Origin of the sequence: Candidatus Tisiphia endosymbiont of Stenodema calcarata (genome assembly GCF_964030695.1) — a bacterium.
Taxonomy (GTDB): domain Bacteria; phylum Pseudomonadota; class Alphaproteobacteria; order Rickettsiales; family Rickettsiaceae; genus Tisiphia.
The window spans coordinates 194,008-210,319 of the sequence record NZ_OZ034911.1; the positions used below are offsets into that span (position 1 = coordinate 194,008).

Genomic DNA, 16,312 nt, shown 5'->3' on the forward strand with positions numbered 1-16,312 from the left:
TTGCTCTAGATTAACTATGGATAAATACTAATCGAGTTAGCTATATTGTATGTTATTTTAAAATTTTATAAAGAAAATTAACAGATAATTATGAATGAAATTCTAGAAGTACCAAATGGTGAAAGTAAAGTACTACTACACTCCTGCTGTGCTCCATGTTCAGGAGAGCTGATGGAAAAAATGTTAATGTCCGGTATTAATTTAACTATTTTTTTCTATAACCCTAATATTCATCCTAAAAAAGAGTATGAAATTCGTAAAAATGAAAATATCCGTTTTGCTGAAAAAATGGGTATCAGTTTCATTGACGCAGATTATGACGTGCAGAATTGGTTTGCAAGAAGCAAAGGTATGGAATATGAACCAGAAAGAGGTAAACGTTGTTCTATGTGTTTTGATATGCGTTTTGAACGGACAGCTCTTTATGCCTATGAGAATGATTTTAAAGTTATTACCAGTTCTCTTGGTCTTTCCCGCTGGAAAGATATGGATCAAATTAATGAATCAGGGATCAAGGCTGCTTCTCATTATGATGGAATAACTTACTGGACTTATAATTGGCGTAAAAATGGAGGTAGCAGTAGAATGTACGAAATAGCTAAACGTGAAAATTTTTATAAGCAAGAATATTGTGGCTGCATCTACTCACTTAGGGACACCAATAATTGGCGTAAGTTAAATAACCGTAGTGAAATTGAAATTGGAGAAGAATATTATAAGGAATAAGGATTTTTTTTACACATGAATTGTAACAATTATCTTGATTATCAATAATAGTAAAGGTACTTTGGATAGGGAAAATGATTTATTAAATTTTAAGTCTTAAGGTATTAGTGGTCAATTATTTTTAGTGTATAGTGTTATTTATGAATAATTTCAGAGTTTTATTGGTAGTTTTTTGCCTATTTTTTACTAGTAATTGCGTTTTTGCTTCACAGAAAACAGTGAGAATTGGGTCTGGTTCTATTTTGAAGGGTTATTACTCTATCGGATTGGATTTGTGTAAAACCTTTACTTTAGCTGATAAAAGTGTGAATTGTGAAGTAGTACCTACTAGTGGAGGGGTTGAAAATTTAGCTTTGCTAAAAGAAGGTAAGATAGATTTAGCTTTAGTGCAATCTAATGTAGCACTTGAGGCTTTTGAAGGTACTGGATATTACTCTAATACAGAAAAAATGCAAGAAATGCGTCAGGTACTTAATCTATATGATGAGTTTTTTACTGTTGTTGTAAAAAATCGGGATGAGATAAAGACTTTTGCAGATATTGAGGGTAAGAGAATATCAAATGGCTTGCCATTCTCTAGTAATACTATTACCTACAATGCTATAAGGAAGTTATATAATTTTACTAAAGAACCAATAGATGTTGATGAAATTAATTATGAAGAGTCAATAAAAGAATTTTGTAGCGGTAAAATTGATGTGATAATGATGACGGTAGGTCATCCTAATGCCTTGGTGGGATTTATTGCTAATAGCTGTAAAGTTGATTTTGTACCTATTGAAGATAATAAAATTGCACAATTAATCGCCACTAATAAAGCTTTTCATAAGGCATTACTGGATAAAACATTATATCCTGGGATCACTCTCGATCAGAATACAGTAGCAGTAACAGCAATTTTAGTTACTAATAGCAATATGGATGCTAAACTATTGGATAAATTTATCGGAATGTTTCACAAAAACGTAAAACATTTTAAACATTCTAATTATATGTTATATAATATAGATATTAAGCATTTTGCTGATACTAATAATTTTGTTTTGCCAAAACATTCAGTAGTAAGAAATAGATAATAATATAAATGCACCGGAGTAGTGTTAATTGTGTTTAAAAATATAATAATACCAATAGATTTGTCGGATAAACAATCAGTTAAGGTGATATTACCAAAGGCTTTAAGTTTTGCTACTATTTTTAGTGCCAAATTACATTTTCTTTATATCATCTCGGATTTCGGTATGAAAATGGTTGAGGATTATTTGCCTAAAAGTTGGGCAAAAGATCAAAAAGAAAAATATCGGGTACAAGTAACAGAATTAATTAGACAATATGTGCCGGAGGAGATCGAAGTTGAATTGCATATTGGTCGAGGGGCAGTATATGATGAAATAATACAATATGCCAATGAAGTGAAAGCTGACTTAATCATTATTTCAGCAGTAAGACCACAACTCAGAGATTATATGTTAGGTCCCAATGCGTCCAAGATTGTGCGGCACTCGGGTGTGTCTGTTTTGGTTGTCAGAGAATAAAACATTGGCTAAATATGAGAGAGGAATTTTTAGGAAGAACTATAAGTTTATGACTATTGGAGGTTATCTTGATAAAATTTCTTGAAGACTTAATTAGTTTTCAATCAGTAACTCCTGAGAGTAGTGGTTGTATTGAATATATTAATGACTTATTAGAAAAAAATGGTTTTAAGACTGAAATCAAAATATTTGGAGAGGATAATTATAAAGTAACCAATCTTTATGCTGTTTATGGTAATGCAAGACCTAATATTTGTTTTGCTGGACATGTTGATGTCGTGCCAACAGGTGATAAGGCATTATGGCTTAACGACCCTTTTATAGCAACTACCGTAGGTGATAAGATTTATGGTAGGGGAGTTGTTGACATGAAGGGAGCAATAGCATGTTTCCTAGCTGCTAGCTTAGATTTTATTAAGTTAAATCCAACTCCGCATGGTTCAATTAGTTTTCTAATTACTAGCGATGAGGAAGGAAACGCCAAATATGGCACTGTGGAAATGTTAAAATATTTGCATAAGGGTGGTAATAATTTGATCGATCTTGCTATTGTAGGTGAACCAACAAATGAGCGTCAAATAGGCGATACCATAAAAATTGGTCGGCGAGGAAGTATTAACTTTAACTTAGTTCTATATGGTACAATGGGGCATGTAGCATATCCATTACAAGCCAGTAATCCGATTACTCCTTTAGTTCAGATACTCAATGAGTTGGTTAATTATCGACTGGATGAAGGAAGTGAATTTTTTCAACAGTCGAATCTAGAAGTTACGTCTATTGATGTAGATAATGATGTTACTAATGTAATTCCTTCAAAAATTACAACAAAGTTTAATATTCGTTTTAATGATCTTCATTCATCATCGAGCATAACAGATTTGATAGATCAGATAATTAATAAATATTGTGCGAAATATAACTTTAAATATGAATTAAGTAGTGTAACTTCAGCAACTTGTTTTATCCAAAAACCAGTAGGGCTAATTGCCGATTTTGTTCGGGTAGTATCTAATACAACAGGAGTATATACAAAATTATCTACTAGTGGTGGTACTTCTGATGCGAGGTTTATCCAAAATTATTGTCCTGTTGTGGAATTTGGTTTACAATCTAATACAGCTCATAAAATTAATGAATACACAGAAATTAACGATTTACAAAGTCTGTATCATGTGTATTATAATTCTCTGATAAAACTCCTAGCTGAACCTATTTAATTAAGTTGTTAAAACAATCTATGTTAAGTAGTCAGGGGTACAGCTATGCGGGTGTGACGAAATTGGGAGACGTACTAGATTTAGGTTCTAGCGCCGCAAGGCTTGGGGGTTCAAGTCCCTCCATCCGCACCACAAAATAATAATACAAAAACTGGAGAGCTTTATTTAATTTAGTAGCTCTTCAAGTTTTCGTAAGGTTTTAATATTGCTAATGAGTTTTTTAGTATGCAAGTCACAGAACTTAAAAATGAAGGTCTAGATTTTGAAGTTAAAGTAGTCCTTCCTTCTTCTAAAATTGCCAATGAAGTACAAAAAGAATTAGCTAGTTTAGCAAAAAAAGTTAAGCTTGATGGATTTCGTGTTGGTAAAGTGCCAATCAGCATTGTTAATAAAAAATATAAGCAATCTGTTAGGTCTGATGTGGTAAACCATGAAATTAATCATGCAGTACAGCATGTTATTAAAGATCATAAACTAAAAACAGTAGGTGATCCACAGTTAGAAAATTTACGTAATGAAGAGAATGAGGATATAGAATTTACTCTAAAATTTGAGCTATTACCTGATATTGAATTGCCAGATTTTAAAAAAATAAAAATTATTCATCCAAAGTTAATAATTAAAGAAGATGATGTTAATAAGCGGATAGATAAGCTTGCATCTATATCAAAAATTTATAATAAAGAAAGTAAAGGGAAAGTAAAAAAAGGACAGGAAGTTACTATTGATGCGATTGGTTATGTCAATAATGAGGCTTTTGAAGGTGGTAAGGTTACAGATTATAAACTAGTAATTGGTAGTGGAACTTTTATTGAGGGCTTTGAAGATCAGCTTATTGGAAGTAAGACTGGGGACGAGGTAGAAGTCAACGTTAAATTTCCTGAAGATTACCATATGGAGCAAGTCGCAGGTCAACCGGCTAAGTTTACTGTACAAGTAAAGGCTGTACATTCTGCTGATGAGCTAGTTGTTGATGATGAGTTTGCTAAGAAATTTAATTGTGAAACACTAGAAGAGTTACGTGATAATATTTCTAAAAGCATAGAAAATGAATATAGTGAGCCTATACGCACTTTAATGAAAATGAGCTTATTTGATCAATTAGAAAAGCTATTAATGTTTAATGTTCCTAAATCTTTAATAGACCAAGAGATAAGTATTCTGAAATCTCAAACTAAGGAGAGCAATAGTGACTCAGATTCGATATTTAAAGATAAATCAGAAGCAGAAATTAGTGAGTATTATAATAAGCTAGTCTTACGTCGTGTTAGAATAGGTCTAATGTTATCCGAATATATGAAAATTAAGAATTTGCATATCGAACAGAAAGATCTTGTAAGTGCTATTATGGCTCAAGCAAGGAAGTTTCCAGGTCAAGAAACAGCAATATTTGATTTTTATAAAAAAAATCCTAATGCTCTTGAACGCTTAAAAGGTCCGTTATTAGAAGAAAAAACAGTACAACATATTTTTGACAATGAAGTGATTTTAGAGGAAAAAAATTATACGAAAGAAAAGCTTGAAGAATTTTTAGTACAAGAAGAAGATCGTGTGGTATAGAGTCAAGTAGCAGGGCATTATCATACCATTTCTGAAAACTAATCATCACGGTCGTACTTCATGATCTCCGCTCCTCACGTACTAGTTGTATGCGAAGGTACTCGACACTCGTACTCCGAGTAACAATTTAGTTTTGGGAAATGGTATCAGTAAGATATATTTGAGGGTTTTATGCAAAATACTAATTTGATAATCGCTGTAATAGGTCTATTTCTAGTGTTTGTTACATTCTTTATTTATAAAAAGAGCAAGAAAACACCGGTTAGAACGCTTGTTGATGATCCTAATAATGCAGAACCATTTAATAAAGAAAATAATAAAAAGAACCTCTCACTCAATGATAGAGTTGAGCTATCTTGGAAGTTTTTATATGAAATTACAGAATTAATTATTAGTAAATTCTCTAAAAAGGATGTAGAGTTAGTAAATAAACTTGGTCATATCCTGCTAGATAATGGAATGAGATATGAGCATGTAGTAGATCTTGGTATCAAACAACAGGTTATATCAAGGGTTGCAAGCATTGAACAACAAGCATATTCCCAATCTCAGAAAACTTTGAGTAAATAAGTATACTCAAGTGATCTGAAGAATTGGTTTTGATAGTTGAGAGGTATTAGCCATAGTACCCTATATTTTTTATATAACCACTATTAAAATAGCTGCTGATCGTCTATTAGTGAGGAGTCGCGAAAAAGCGGTAACGCAGTAACCTAGGATACGCGAAGCGTTACTCTAAAAAAACAGCTTCGCTGTTTACCTAGATCGCCACGGCATCTAAAGAGCCTTGCTATGACGATTATAGAAAAATGTAGGGTACTATGATATTAGAATGCTTTATTATTTCTAGCAGAACCAGCATAAGGTTTTCTATCATTGTTATTACGAGGAAAATAACTTTTTTTGCCATTATGACCATTAAATGGTTTCCTGCGATTCTTACTTTCCCTCATATCTGCTCTTGAAGTAGTTTCACCTTGATTTATTAGGCGGTCAATAGCTTTCCATCTGATATTATCTTCTGGCGAAATGAATGATAATGCACAACCTGAGAGACCAGCTCTACCAGTTCTACCTATTCTATGCAAATAATCTTCTGGAGCCATTGGTAAGTCATAATTGATAACATGCTGTGTATGAGGTATATCTAAGCCACGAGCTGCAACATCTGTTGCCACCATGATCCTATGACGAGAAGAGCGAAATGATGAAATTACACGATCACGTCTACCTTGTGTTAAATCACCATGTATAGCTTCAGCTTTGTGATCTTCAAATTTCAACATTTTTGCAAGCTGATCAGCACCACGCTTAGTTTTTACAAAAATAATTATAGAACCATCACGTTCATTTAATTGCTTTATAAGCTCAGGAAATTTCTCTTTATCAGAAACACGCAAAGTTTCTTGTTTTATTTGAGATGCAGCCTTAGTAGTTGATCCAACAGTAATACGATGAGGATTAACCACGTATTTTTGCGATAATGCAATAATATGTTTTGGCATAGTAGCTGAAAACATTAAAACTTGGCGTTTTGCAGGTATATATATATTTATTTCTTCTAATTGTTCTTTCATACCCATATCAAGCATTCTGTCCATTTCATCAAGTACTACCAGTTGGATAGTATTTAATTTTAAAGTACCACGAAGTAAATGATCTATGATACGACCTGGTGTGCCAATTATAACTTTAGGATTTACTTTTAGTTGTGTAAATTGTTTATGCATTGGTTCACCGCCTATCAAAACCGCACTAGGAAGTTTTATTTGAGTAGTTACCTTAGTTAAAGTATCACGCACTTGAGTAGCTAATTCCCGAGTTGGAACAAGTACCAAAGACATTGATTTAGTCTGTATAAAAGAATTGATTATTGGTAGCAAATAGGCAAGGGTCTTACCCGAACCAGTTTGACTAGAAGCTAGAACATCATTACCTTGCATAGCAACCGGTATGGCCTTTCTTTGAATTTCCGTTGGAGAGGTTATGTTCATGCGTTCAAGTGATATAATCACTTCATTTGGTAAATTAAAACTTTTCATTATATAAGTCCAATATTATTTATCTTAAATTAAAAATGCTCAAATGCTTTACCCCAATTCGGGATAAGAATTAACTAATTCTTATCCCGAATTGGGGTACATCGAAGGTGTAGGGATGATACCTTAGGCTATTAAACCGATGTATTACATCTAATTCAGGTTAGTCAAAGCATTTGAGTAAACATATATTCTATACTTTAAAAGAATAAGTGTATGATTAAGTTCTTACGTTATAATGTGAGTTGTCAATTAATTGTATAGTAAAAAACTGTTGTATTATGTTCCAACAAAATTATAACTTTAACTTACAGTGAAACACTGAATTACAAAAAATAATCCATGAAGTGTATAAAAAGATGATACTACCCAAAATTCACTAGTTTAATAACCACTCATAAATTTTGAGTAGTTGCTTGTAGTTTTAAATAAATATTATTTTATTTGTAGATTAACAGCAGAAATTTTCCCCTTATTATCTTCTAGATCAAAGCCAACACTTTGACCTTCATTAAGATTACGGATACCGGCACGCTCTACAGCCGAGATGTGAACAAAAACATCACTCCCCCCATCGTCTGGCTGGATGAAACCGAAACCTTTGGTTGTATTAAACCATTTAACCTTACCTACTTTAGTAGCCATAAAAACCTTTTAGTATAGAGTTACTTATTTGAACTTAATTCGCAACTCTTCCGTAGAAATTAAACCAAATAAATCGATAGATACAAGGTTTTCATGCTATTAAAGAGTTAATTATTAAACTCAACAAACATGTTACTCTTTTTCTTAATAATTGTCAACAAGGGATAAGACAATTATGTGTAGATTCTATATTTTTCTTTGAAACATAGACATTTTAGCACAGTTTATTAACTGATTTATCAATTCTGTAAGTAGAATTTGAAAAATAAAAATTGTAAAATTGCTAGATGTATAGCATAGATATATAAAGCATTATGGCTTATAATCTGCAAATTTATAGCAATTTTTTGCTCAAAATTTCTTGCAACCATAAATATATATTGCAAAACTCCAAATATAACTACTATAAGTACATAGATATACGACAAGGGAAAAACAGCAATAGTATGCAGTACAGTCAAAATCATAGATATTGCAAGGGTAAGCCTAAGATTACCTAGATCATGTTTAGCTATATAGCCAAGTAACATGATAGCTAAACCTATGGTACCATAATCAACCAAGAACCAAGTGCAGAACCAAAGAGTCCCAAGGAAGACAACATGACAATAACCCTTATAGAAAAAATTATTTAGGCTATTTTGAAAACAATAAAGATAGCACTGACCTAGAAAAATAGGAATAAGTATGTTAGTTGTGGTGAACTGCTTAAATAATATAGTAGTAAAAATATGTAGTAGAACTCCGACTACAAGAATTTTAATTTTTGGTTTTTTATGAAAATTATAGCCAACAAAAAAGCAGAAAATAGGCATACTAATACGACCAATAACCCGCATTATCTCGTATTCAGGGAAAAAGTATAACCCTAAATGATCTATTACCATGGTTATTATGGCTATAGTTTTCAAAAAATCTTGATAATTAGATTCAGTTTTCATCATTAATATACTACTATGATTTCAAGAGTTGATAGACACCCCAGTTCAGGATAAGAATTAGTTAATCTTATCCCGAATTGGCTTTAATATTAGTAAATACACCTTCTCTACACGTCTATTAGTGAGAAGACCGTAAGGTCGACGAAGCAATCCAGTAACATCATTTATCTATAGATTGTTTCCTAGATTGCTTCGCTTACGCTCGCAATGACGTTTTATTTCTGATTCAGCTAAACATCGCCAAAGTAAGGAAAAATGTATTCTTAAAGCGGTTTTGCGAATGCATTTTAAACCTTTCTATATATTATTTTGGATAAAGTCTAAAATAATAAATCATTAGAAAAAACGTCATCGTTCCAGATAAAATTGTGGCTGCCAGCATAAAAGTTTTTACTAATAACAATTCGGAATAATAATATTCAGAACAATAGTGCTTAATCACCCAAATTACTAGTACCATTATTACGCAGCTGAATAAAATCTTGCCACAAAAAAAGTATAATTTTGAATCAATGAAAGAATGACCATACTTCTTTGTATATATATATAACAACCAAACATTATACCAAGCGGTAATAGAGCAGCCAAGAGCGATACCAAGATGACCATATGGTTTCATCAGAACGATATTTAATATAGTATTCACAGTAAGAGAATATAATGTTATTTTTAAAGGAGTTTTCGTATCACTATTAGCATAAAATATAGGCATCAAAATTTTGGCAAGTATAAAAGCTGGTAAACCAAGGGCAAAACCGGAAATAGCTTCAGCAGTTTTAATTGTATCAGCATAAGTAAAAGCTCCACGCTCATATATTACATGAATGATTGATTCTGATAAAGCGATAATACCGAACGCAGCTGGCAAAGATAATAAAAGTCCAACTTTAATAGCATTATTTTGAATCCTTGCTGCTTTTTCTAAATCATTCATTTGGTATGTTTTTGATAATTCTGGTAATAATATAGTGCCAAAAGTTACCCCTATTATAGATAAAGGAAATTGGTATATTCTATCTGCATAGGATAATATTGAAATTGTTCCTTCGATGAAGCTAGCTATTGATTGCGAGATAAATAAGTTAAGTTGCTGAAATCCAGAGCTAATAGTCGCTGGACCCATACCAAACAAAAACTTTTTTACATCTTTATTACATGGGTCAAAAACTAGTGGGAATGATAAACCAACCCTAATTACACAAAAAAACATAAAGATAATTTGTAATAACCCAGCAATCAACAAAGATAAACTAATCGATATAGGAGTAGATATATGTTCTTGTAATATTACTGTTGTAATTATAACAGTAATACTTAAAATGATCGGAGAAAAAGCAAAAGCTGCAAATCTTTTTACTGAATTTAAAATTCCCCCTAGTAAAGCACTTACCGAGATAAAAATTAAATATGGCATGGTAATGCGACACAAAATAACTGTCAAATTAAACTTGTCTATATCTTCATGAAAACCAGGAGCAATAATGAACATTAATGATGGCATGAAAATCTGCATTAACACTACCACACTCACTAAAGTAATAAGTAAAATAGTAAAGATAATGCCAGTGAAATGGCGTGCTGCTTCTCGAGATTCTATGAGTTTTGTATTAAAAATAGGTACAAAAACGACTGAAAGCGCCCCTTCCCCAAAAATACGCCTAAATAGGTTGGGTAATTTAAAAGCAACATTAACACTATCAGCAATATTACCAGCACCAAATAATGAAGCAATGAATAATTCGCGAGCCAAACCAAATATACGGGAGATTAAAGTAAAGACAGATACTATAATTCCAGAACGAAATAATGTATATCCTTCGCCTTTCATTTAAGTTGCCTCGATGTTATGTAAGCACTGTTCTTCACCTTATCGTTTTCGGTCATAAAGCAAATGCCAATTATTGATTTTCTATCTTAGTAGATACCCTTAATATACCTTCATTAATCAACTCCTTAGCTTTTTGAGCATTTTCCCAGCCAGTTACCTTCACCCACTTACCTTTCTCTAGATCTTTATAATGTTCAAAAAAATGTACTATACGTTGTTTCAACATCGGGCAAAGATCATCTAAATCTTTTATTGAATCAAAAGTAATATCTAGTTTAGAGCTAGGCACAGCAATAATTTTTTCATCCAATCCAGATTCATCTTCCATCATTAAAACACCAATAGGGCGTGACCTAATCACAGAGCTAGGTATGACAGGATAATGTGATACAACCAATACATCTACTGGGTCTCCATCCTCTGATAAGGTATGCGGAATAAACCCATAATTACATGGGTAAAACATAGCAGTTTGCATAAACCTATCAACAAATATTGCTCCTGATTCCTTATCCATCTCATATTTTATAGGACTATCTTGCATTGGAATCTCGATAATCACATTTATCTCTTCATGACCGACTTTGGTCTTAATTTTATCAACTAACATCACTTTACCCAATTAATAAATAATTTCTTTTGCATTTTTGCAAGCAAACATCTACATAATGACTAATAAATGGCTTTAAAAGGTTTTCGTCGCTTATCTTACCATTTTCATTAGATGCCACTAATACTCCAGAAGCAAATTTTTCAAATATTTTTTCTTCAATCTGCTGAATAGAGTTGTGTCCATCTAATAGCTCAATAATATATTTTTCATGCAATTGCAATGGAACAACAGCATTAACTCGATTTGTCACAAACAAATTAGTTGAGTCTAATTTTTGAGCTTGATATCTTGCTAAATCACTTACTTTTGGTTTTGCCGAGATTTCATATACTGACTGAGGTTTTGTTGCAAATATTTGTACGTACCCTTGTAACATTAGTTTTATAATTACACTATCTAATTCTGCTCTAATATCTTTAAGCTGTAATTTTTCTAATTTTTTCATAGCCAATTTACAAATTTGATCCAAAGTCAAAGGATTACCAATATTATCAGCATAAACATAGAAAACTGCCTTTATTATAGGAGAAGACGTTGAAATATTAGGGGATTCTGAATTATTATTATAATGAAATCCTAAACTTTCTACTGTATTATTCATATCCACTTCATTTTCAGGTATTACTGGTATAATATTAGCAGTAGTATAAAAATCACTTAACTTACTTGGCTCAATTTTCCTATCTATAGTGACATTATTGTGGCATAACAAAGTAGTCCTAAATTTACGATTAGTGATAAAATCCATATATTGTTCGGTTCTAACAATATCATTTATCGCTTGTAATTGTTCTGCAGCCTTGGCAGGTAAATTACCGACAAACATCGCAGAAAGTGCAGAATCTCCAAGATAATTTAAATTATGTTTTCTAGCTGTATTTATGAATTCATGGAAATAAAAAGCTGTATTTTCTTCTCCAAGATATTCATGTAGTAAATATGAATCATTTGTAGTTTTAAGAAGTTTAGTTTCGTGTTGTAAGAATTTAGAATAAGAATTATCTGAACCTTCTAAAGAATCATTAACAAAATCTAATAATAATCTAGCTTGTTGTATTTTACTATGGTTGTCAGTAAAGGTGCTACTGTGAAACATCATCATATCTCTGATAGTTTTTTGCATATTCCAGCCTGGCAGAGTATTATAACTAATAAAGGCAATACCGTCGGGGTTTAATAATTTATTGCAAATTTCAAAAATCTTGTCCTTAACTATAGTAGGCACCCACGAGATTATTCCATGGCAAATTATATAATCAAACTTACCAACTGACTCATCAAGATTTAGTATAGATAAGTGTTTTAGTTCAATATTTTTAAGACCTAAACTCTTAATTATTTCCATGCCATTAACAATTTGGACATTTGACAAATCAATTCCTAAAGAATAAGATTTTGGGTAACTTTCAGCAAAGTCAATTATATTAGCACCTTCAGCACAACCAAGCTCAAGTATCCTAGCGGTCTCTATAGCAGGAGGTTTCATGTTAAATAATAGACCAATAGTTCTTAAATGTTCCGGCCTTGTATAAGTAAAAGGAAAACTTTCATAAGGAAAATCATCATAATTAATATTATTTGTTTGCTTTTCTAACAAACTATTATTAGGATTATTTTTTTGCCCCATATATTTGCTCCATGATAAAAGTAATAATTTCTAGTGGATTTAGTTATTTTAAGCAAGGATTTTCTACATTTCTGTAGGGTAATCTAATTAACCTCAAGTATCGATGTAAAAAATTAATAGTAGGCTCAAGTAATCATTGCCATTAGGGATGATGTCACCCCACAACTGTTGAAAGTTAGTAAATACAGCTTTCCTATGCGTCTATTAGCGAGGAGGCTGTAAGGCCGACGAAGCAATCCAGTAACATCATTTATCTATTAGATTGTTTCTTGGATTGCTTCGCTTACGTTCGCAATGACGCTGTGGTGTAGGTATTTGTAAACTTTCAACAGTTATGGAATGACACCCTGGGCTATTAAACCGATGTCTTACATCGAATTAAAGGTTAATTAACAGTATCTACGATTAAAATTAAATTTCTTTTTATGTTATTTCTTCTTGATCTTTTTACAGTATTTCCTTATATTCATGACTTGTTTTTATATAAGTGAGCCTTTTAAAAGCGGGTGTAGCTCAGGGGTAGAGCGCTACCTTGCCAAGGTCGAAGTCGAGGGTTCGAATCCCTTCACCCGCTCCAGTATAAAAATGGTTCTAAGATAATATACTGTTCGTAAATGAAGAGTTGGTAGACGATAGTATAACTTCAAGAAGAGCTAGGAGTGTCAAAGTCGAGCGGCGTAGCGTACATTAGTACGTGAGCAGCTTCGATCTTTGGTCGCGGGAACGCCAATTCTTGAAGTTCACCGAGTATACATATTCTCTCTACGGAGACGACCTAAATATGTCTGGAATAGAATTAAATAAAATTGCTGCTTCTATTTTGTTAGCCAGTTTAATTGCAATGATGGTAGGGTTTATAACAAATATTTTGTATAAGCCTGTTTTACATCCTGAATCTCGAGGTTATAGTGTAGAAGTAACAGAAGATTCTCATAGTGACCTTGACGCTAAGGTTGCCGTAGAAGCACCAGTGAATATAGAAGAATTGATGAAAACTGCTAATGCTGAAGCAGGAAGGGAGATAGCAAAAAAATGCCTAATGTGCCATTCTCTTGATAAGAGTAAAGCTAATAAGGTTGGACCACATCTATGGAATATCGTTGGGGCAGAAAAAGCTAAAGCAGAGAATTATAAATATTCAAGTGCTTTATCCAGTAAAGGGGGAATTTGGGATGAAGAAAGTTTATTTCATTTTTTGCATAAACCTAGTCAATATATACCTGGTACAAAGATGACTTTTGCTGGTTTAAATAAACCTCAAGATATAGCTAATGTTATAATGTTTTTAAAGACATTTGTTCATGACTAAATTCTCCTTGGAAGCTTGTTATATCGAAACAATTAGATTTGAGATAGCTCTGCATCTGATTGTTAAATCATGTCTATTAGCGAGAAGGTCGTAAGCACAACTGTCGAAAGTTCGAAGGTATAGCGGGTTTTAGGCAGGGCAGTTTAAAAGTTGTATATGGTCAACGTCATTGCGAGAAGACCGTAGGTCGACGAAGCAATCCATAAAAGTAACCAAAAATGGATTGCTTCGTCACTGCGTCGCAGCTCCTCGCAATGACGCTAGGCTGTTTTCCCTATGACTTTTAAATTGCCATGCGTAAGGTGAGTATATTAGTTGAAGGTATCCTATGATCCTATCTGAAATTTCAATAGTAGAATGGTGGTTGATCGCTGGCGTTATTTGTATAATTATAGAATTTGCTAACATTCCAAATGTTGGTTTTTTATTTTTGGGTCTAGGTGGAGTATCTACTGCAATAATATTAAACAATTACCCGGGTCTTTTAAAATACCAGTATATAATTTTTGGCTTTGCTTCTTTTATGTGGCTGATTACCTTATGGTATCCGCTAAAATTTTATGTTTACAAGAAATATGATAAGTACGAATATTCTGATATGGTTGGTAAGGAAGTAGTGGTATACAGCAATAAACTTCTAGTAGGGGAAACAGGACAGGTATTGTGGTCAGGAACTATTATGAATGCTAAACTCAGCAAAGATACTATCAAATCAGTACATAAAGGAGAACTACTCCGCATAGTACAAGTTGATGGTAATGTGCTTATATGTACTGCAAAAAATGGGAGTGTTACGAACTGATTTTTTTTGGTAATTTTGTTGTCAAAATGTGTTGTTAAAATTTGCTTTTGCTCTATAACAATCGTCTGTGTATGCGAAGCACAACTGTTGAAAGTTAAAAAATCGTCATTGCGAGGCGTCTACTTAAGAGCGTAATGATTGAATATGTATAAACAAATTAAACACAACCGTCATAGCAAGGCTCGTCAGATGCCGTGGCGATCTAGATAAACAGCGAAGCTGTTTTTTAGAGTAACGCTTCGCGTATCATGGATTGCCGCGTCGCCGCTTGCAGCGGCTTCTCGCAATGACGGTTTAGGGCTTGCAAAGCTCATCGCGATGACGATTTTTTAATTTTCAACAGTTGTGCTTTTTGCCCCAATTCGTGTAAACTAGGTTACATTAATGGGCTTGGTAAATTAGATAGATAGTTCCCCTTCCAAAGCTCCTGATAAAGAGCAGGATCAATGTTTCCACCTGATATAAGTACTAAAACTCTCTTAGGTTTTGATTGTCTCTTTAACCAATCAACTACTCCAACCATATTTAAAGCACATGATGGTTCACAAGCAATTTTTAGTAAATGCGTTAACCAAGCGGTCCAGTAATATATAGAATGTTCATCAGCAAGAAAGAAATCATCAAGTTTATTTAGATAATTAAATGTACGTGGTGAAACTGCTAAAGTACGCAAGCCATCTGCTATAGTATGTGGTGAATTAGCAAATCTGTATATTGAACCTTGCTGAATAGATAAAAAAGCATCATTCGCATTAACCGGCTCTGAACCTATAAGCAAGCTGGATGGAGACAGTAATTTTTTTGCTAAATATGATCCAGAAAGTAATCCACCTCCTCCACAAGAAGCAAAAATAGCATCTGGGCTAAACCCCAGTTGTTGCAAGGCTTCATAACACATAGTACCAGCTCCAGCTATACTCGAATCACTATCAGAAGGATGCAAATAGTAGAAATCATTTTCTATGTCACCTTTTGCCCTATCTTCTGCCACTTGCCTAGTATCGGTCAGTATAACCTCTGCTCCGTAATATCTTGCTGCTTGTTGCTTAATTGGAGAAGTATCTTTGGGCAAATAAATTCTTGCATTCAGATTAAGAATTTTTGCTACCCAAGCAAGACCAATTCCATGATTACCTGTACTATATGCAACAATTTTATCTAGTAAACGATTTCGTTCTTGTAACTCTAATAAATGGTTTAATACCCCTCTAACCTTGAATGCTCCAGTTTTTTGCAACGATTCTATTTTAAAGAAAATTTTATGCCCCAGCATTTCATTTAAAGTTTCAGACTGGACTATTGGAGTCAAATGAAGATATTGTTTTACCCTATTACTTGCTATTGATATTATATTTGGAGATTGAGGTGATAAATGCATATACAAAATAAATGTAGCTTGAAATCCAAGCACGGCAACATTATATAGTTAACAATCCCTTTAGTATATAAATTTTTCAAGGTTTTAGT

15 protein-coding genes and 2 tRNA genes are annotated in these 16,312 nt (G+C 32.9%); 10 read left to right on the forward strand and 7 right to left on the reverse strand.

The annotated features are described in order from the left end of the window. The first annotated feature begins 90 nt into the window (after positions 1-90). From ACQH1W_RS00935 to ACQH1W_RS00965, 7 genes are all read left to right on the forward strand, one after another. On the forward strand, positions 91-726 hold the full coding sequence (locus ACQH1W_RS00935; RefSeq protein ID WP_341761383.1) for an epoxyqueuosine reductase QueH: 636 nt from the start codon (positions 91-93) through the stop codon (positions 724-726). A 140-nt stretch (positions 727-866) separates the two neighbouring features. After that, positions 867-1,802 carry a TAXI family TRAP transporter solute-binding subunit gene (locus ACQH1W_RS00940; RefSeq protein WP_341762493.1) on the forward strand — a complete coding sequence of 312 codons (936 nt, stop codon included), beginning with the start codon at positions 867-869 and terminating at the stop codon, positions 1,800-1,802. Positions 1,803-1,832: 30 nt separating this feature from the next. After that, on the forward strand, positions 1,833-2,261 hold the full coding sequence (locus ACQH1W_RS00945) for a universal stress protein (protein ID WP_341747208.1): 429 nt from the start codon (positions 1,833-1,835) through the stop codon (positions 2,259-2,261). A gap of 65 nt (positions 2,262-2,326) precedes the next feature. Further along, positions 2,327-3,481, forward strand: coding sequence for a succinyl-diaminopimelate desuccinylase (gene dapE, locus ACQH1W_RS00950; RefSeq protein ID WP_375333223.1), 1,155 nt, complete (start codon positions 2,327-2,329; stop codon positions 3,479-3,481). 47 nt (positions 3,482-3,528) lie between these two features. Next, positions 3,529-3,613, forward strand: a tRNA-Leu gene (locus ACQH1W_RS00955). Between the two features lie 93 nt (positions 3,614-3,706). Further along, positions 3,707-5,041 carry a trigger factor gene (gene tig, locus ACQH1W_RS00960; protein WP_375332481.1) on the forward strand — a complete coding sequence of 445 codons (1,335 nt, stop codon included), beginning with the start codon at positions 3,707-3,709 and terminating at the stop codon, positions 5,039-5,041. 171 nt (positions 5,042-5,212) lie between these two features. After that, positions 5,213-5,611: a DUF2660 domain-containing protein gene (locus ACQH1W_RS00965; RefSeq protein WP_341761387.1), complete on the forward strand. Its 399-nt coding sequence runs from the start codon at positions 5,213-5,215 to the stop codon at positions 5,609-5,611. 257 nt (positions 5,612-5,868) lie between these two features. On the opposite strand, the gene ACQH1W_RS00970 is transcribed toward ACQH1W_RS00965, so the two are convergent. The 6 genes from ACQH1W_RS00970 to ACQH1W_RS00995 form a co-directional block, all read right to left on the reverse strand. Then, complete coding sequence (locus ACQH1W_RS00970; protein WP_425361076.1) at positions 5,869-7,083, reverse strand: DEAD/DEAH box helicase; 1,215 nt, start codon at positions 7,081-7,083, stop codon at positions 5,869-5,871. A 432-nt stretch (positions 7,084-7,515) separates the two neighbouring features. Continuing rightward, on the reverse strand, positions 7,516-7,725 hold the full coding sequence (locus ACQH1W_RS00975; protein WP_341751689.1) for a cold-shock protein: 210 nt from the start codon (positions 7,723-7,725) through the stop codon (positions 7,516-7,518). A gap of 239 nt (positions 7,726-7,964) precedes the next feature. Next, complete coding sequence (locus ACQH1W_RS00980; RefSeq protein WP_341762490.1) at positions 7,965-8,669, reverse strand: TraX family protein; 705 nt, start codon at positions 8,667-8,669, stop codon at positions 7,965-7,967. 301 nt (positions 8,670-8,970) lie between these two features. Next, the gene (gene murJ, locus ACQH1W_RS00985) at positions 8,971-10,494 is read right to left on the reverse strand and encodes a murein biosynthesis integral membrane protein MurJ (RefSeq protein WP_375332478.1); all 1,524 of its coding nucleotides are present in this window, start codon (positions 10,492-10,494) and stop codon (positions 8,971-8,973) included. A 70-nt stretch (positions 10,495-10,564) separates the two neighbouring features. After that, on the reverse strand, positions 10,565-11,104 hold the full coding sequence (gene ppa, locus ACQH1W_RS00990; protein ID WP_375332477.1) for an inorganic diphosphatase: 540 nt from the start codon (positions 11,102-11,104) through the stop codon (positions 10,565-10,567). 4 nt (positions 11,105-11,108) lie between these two features. Beyond that, a complete protein-coding gene (locus tag ACQH1W_RS00995) occupies positions 11,109-12,734 on the reverse strand; it encodes a methyltransferase regulatory domain-containing protein (protein ID WP_375332476.1) in 1,626 nt (541 codons plus the stop codon). 502 nt (positions 12,735-13,236) lie between these two features. Here ACQH1W_RS00995 and ACQH1W_RS01000 point away from each other — a divergent pair. From ACQH1W_RS01000 to ACQH1W_RS01010, 3 genes are all read left to right on the forward strand, one after another. Next, positions 13,237-13,311, forward strand: a tRNA-Gly gene (locus tag ACQH1W_RS01000). Between the two features lie 204 nt (positions 13,312-13,515). Beyond that, on the forward strand, positions 13,516-14,043 hold the full coding sequence (locus ACQH1W_RS01005; RefSeq protein ID WP_341761393.1) for a c-type cytochrome: 528 nt from the start codon (positions 13,516-13,518) through the stop codon (positions 14,041-14,043). Positions 14,044-14,371: 328 nt separating this feature from the next. Next, on the forward strand, positions 14,372-14,845 hold the full coding sequence (locus tag ACQH1W_RS01010) for an NfeD family protein (protein WP_375332475.1): 474 nt from the start codon (positions 14,372-14,374) through the stop codon (positions 14,843-14,845). A 376-nt stretch (positions 14,846-15,221) separates the two neighbouring features. Here ACQH1W_RS01010 and ACQH1W_RS01015 read toward each other — a convergent pair whose 3' ends face one another. Continuing rightward, complete coding sequence (locus ACQH1W_RS01015; protein WP_341762485.1) at positions 15,222-16,223, reverse strand: serine/threonine dehydratase; 1,002 nt, start codon at positions 16,221-16,223, stop codon at positions 15,222-15,224. Between the last annotated feature and the right edge of the window lie 89 nt (positions 16,224-16,312).

Coding starts and splice junctions, on each gene's coding strand:
- tig (WP_375332481.1), top strand. CDS start 3,707: ATGCAAGTCACAGAACTTAAAAATGAAGGTCTAGATTTTGAAGTTAAA.
- ACQH1W_RS00935 (WP_341761383.1), top strand. CDS start 91: ATGAATGAAATTCTAGAAGTACCAAATGGTGAAAGTAAAGTACTACTA.
- ACQH1W_RS01015 (WP_341762485.1), bottom strand. CDS start 16,223: ATGCATTTATCACCTCAATCTCCAAATATAATATCAATAGCAAGTAAT.
- ACQH1W_RS01010 (WP_375332475.1), top strand. CDS start 14,372: ATGATCCTATCTGAAATTTCAATAGTAGAATGGTGGTTGATCGCTGGC.
- murJ (WP_375332478.1), bottom strand. CDS start 10,494: ATGAAAGGCGAAGGATATACATTATTTCGTTCTGGAATTATAGTATCT.
- ACQH1W_RS00965 (WP_341761387.1), top strand. CDS start 5,213: ATGCAAAATACTAATTTGATAATCGCTGTAATAGGTCTATTTCTAGTG.
- ACQH1W_RS00995 (WP_375332476.1), bottom strand. CDS start 12,734: ATGGGGCAAAAAAATAATCCTAATAATAGTTTGTTAGAAAAGCAAACA.
- ACQH1W_RS00970 (WP_425361076.1), bottom strand. CDS start 7,083: ATGAAAAGTTTTAATTTACCAAATGAAGTGATTATATCACTTGAACGC.
- ACQH1W_RS00940 (WP_341762493.1), top strand. CDS start 867: ATGAATAATTTCAGAGTTTTATTGGTAGTTTTTTGCCTATTTTTTACT.
- ACQH1W_RS00980 (WP_341762490.1), bottom strand. CDS start 8,669: ATGATGAAAACTGAATCTAATTATCAAGATTTTTTGAAAACTATAGCC.
- ACQH1W_RS00975 (WP_341751689.1), bottom strand. CDS start 7,725: ATGGCTACTAAAGTAGGTAAGGTTAAATGGTTTAATACAACCAAAGGT.
- ppa (WP_375332477.1), bottom strand. CDS start 11,104: ATGTTAGTTGATAAAATTAAGACCAAAGTCGGTCATGAAGAGATAAAT.
- ACQH1W_RS01005 (WP_341761393.1), top strand. CDS start 13,516: ATGTCTGGAATAGAATTAAATAAAATTGCTGCTTCTATTTTGTTAGCC.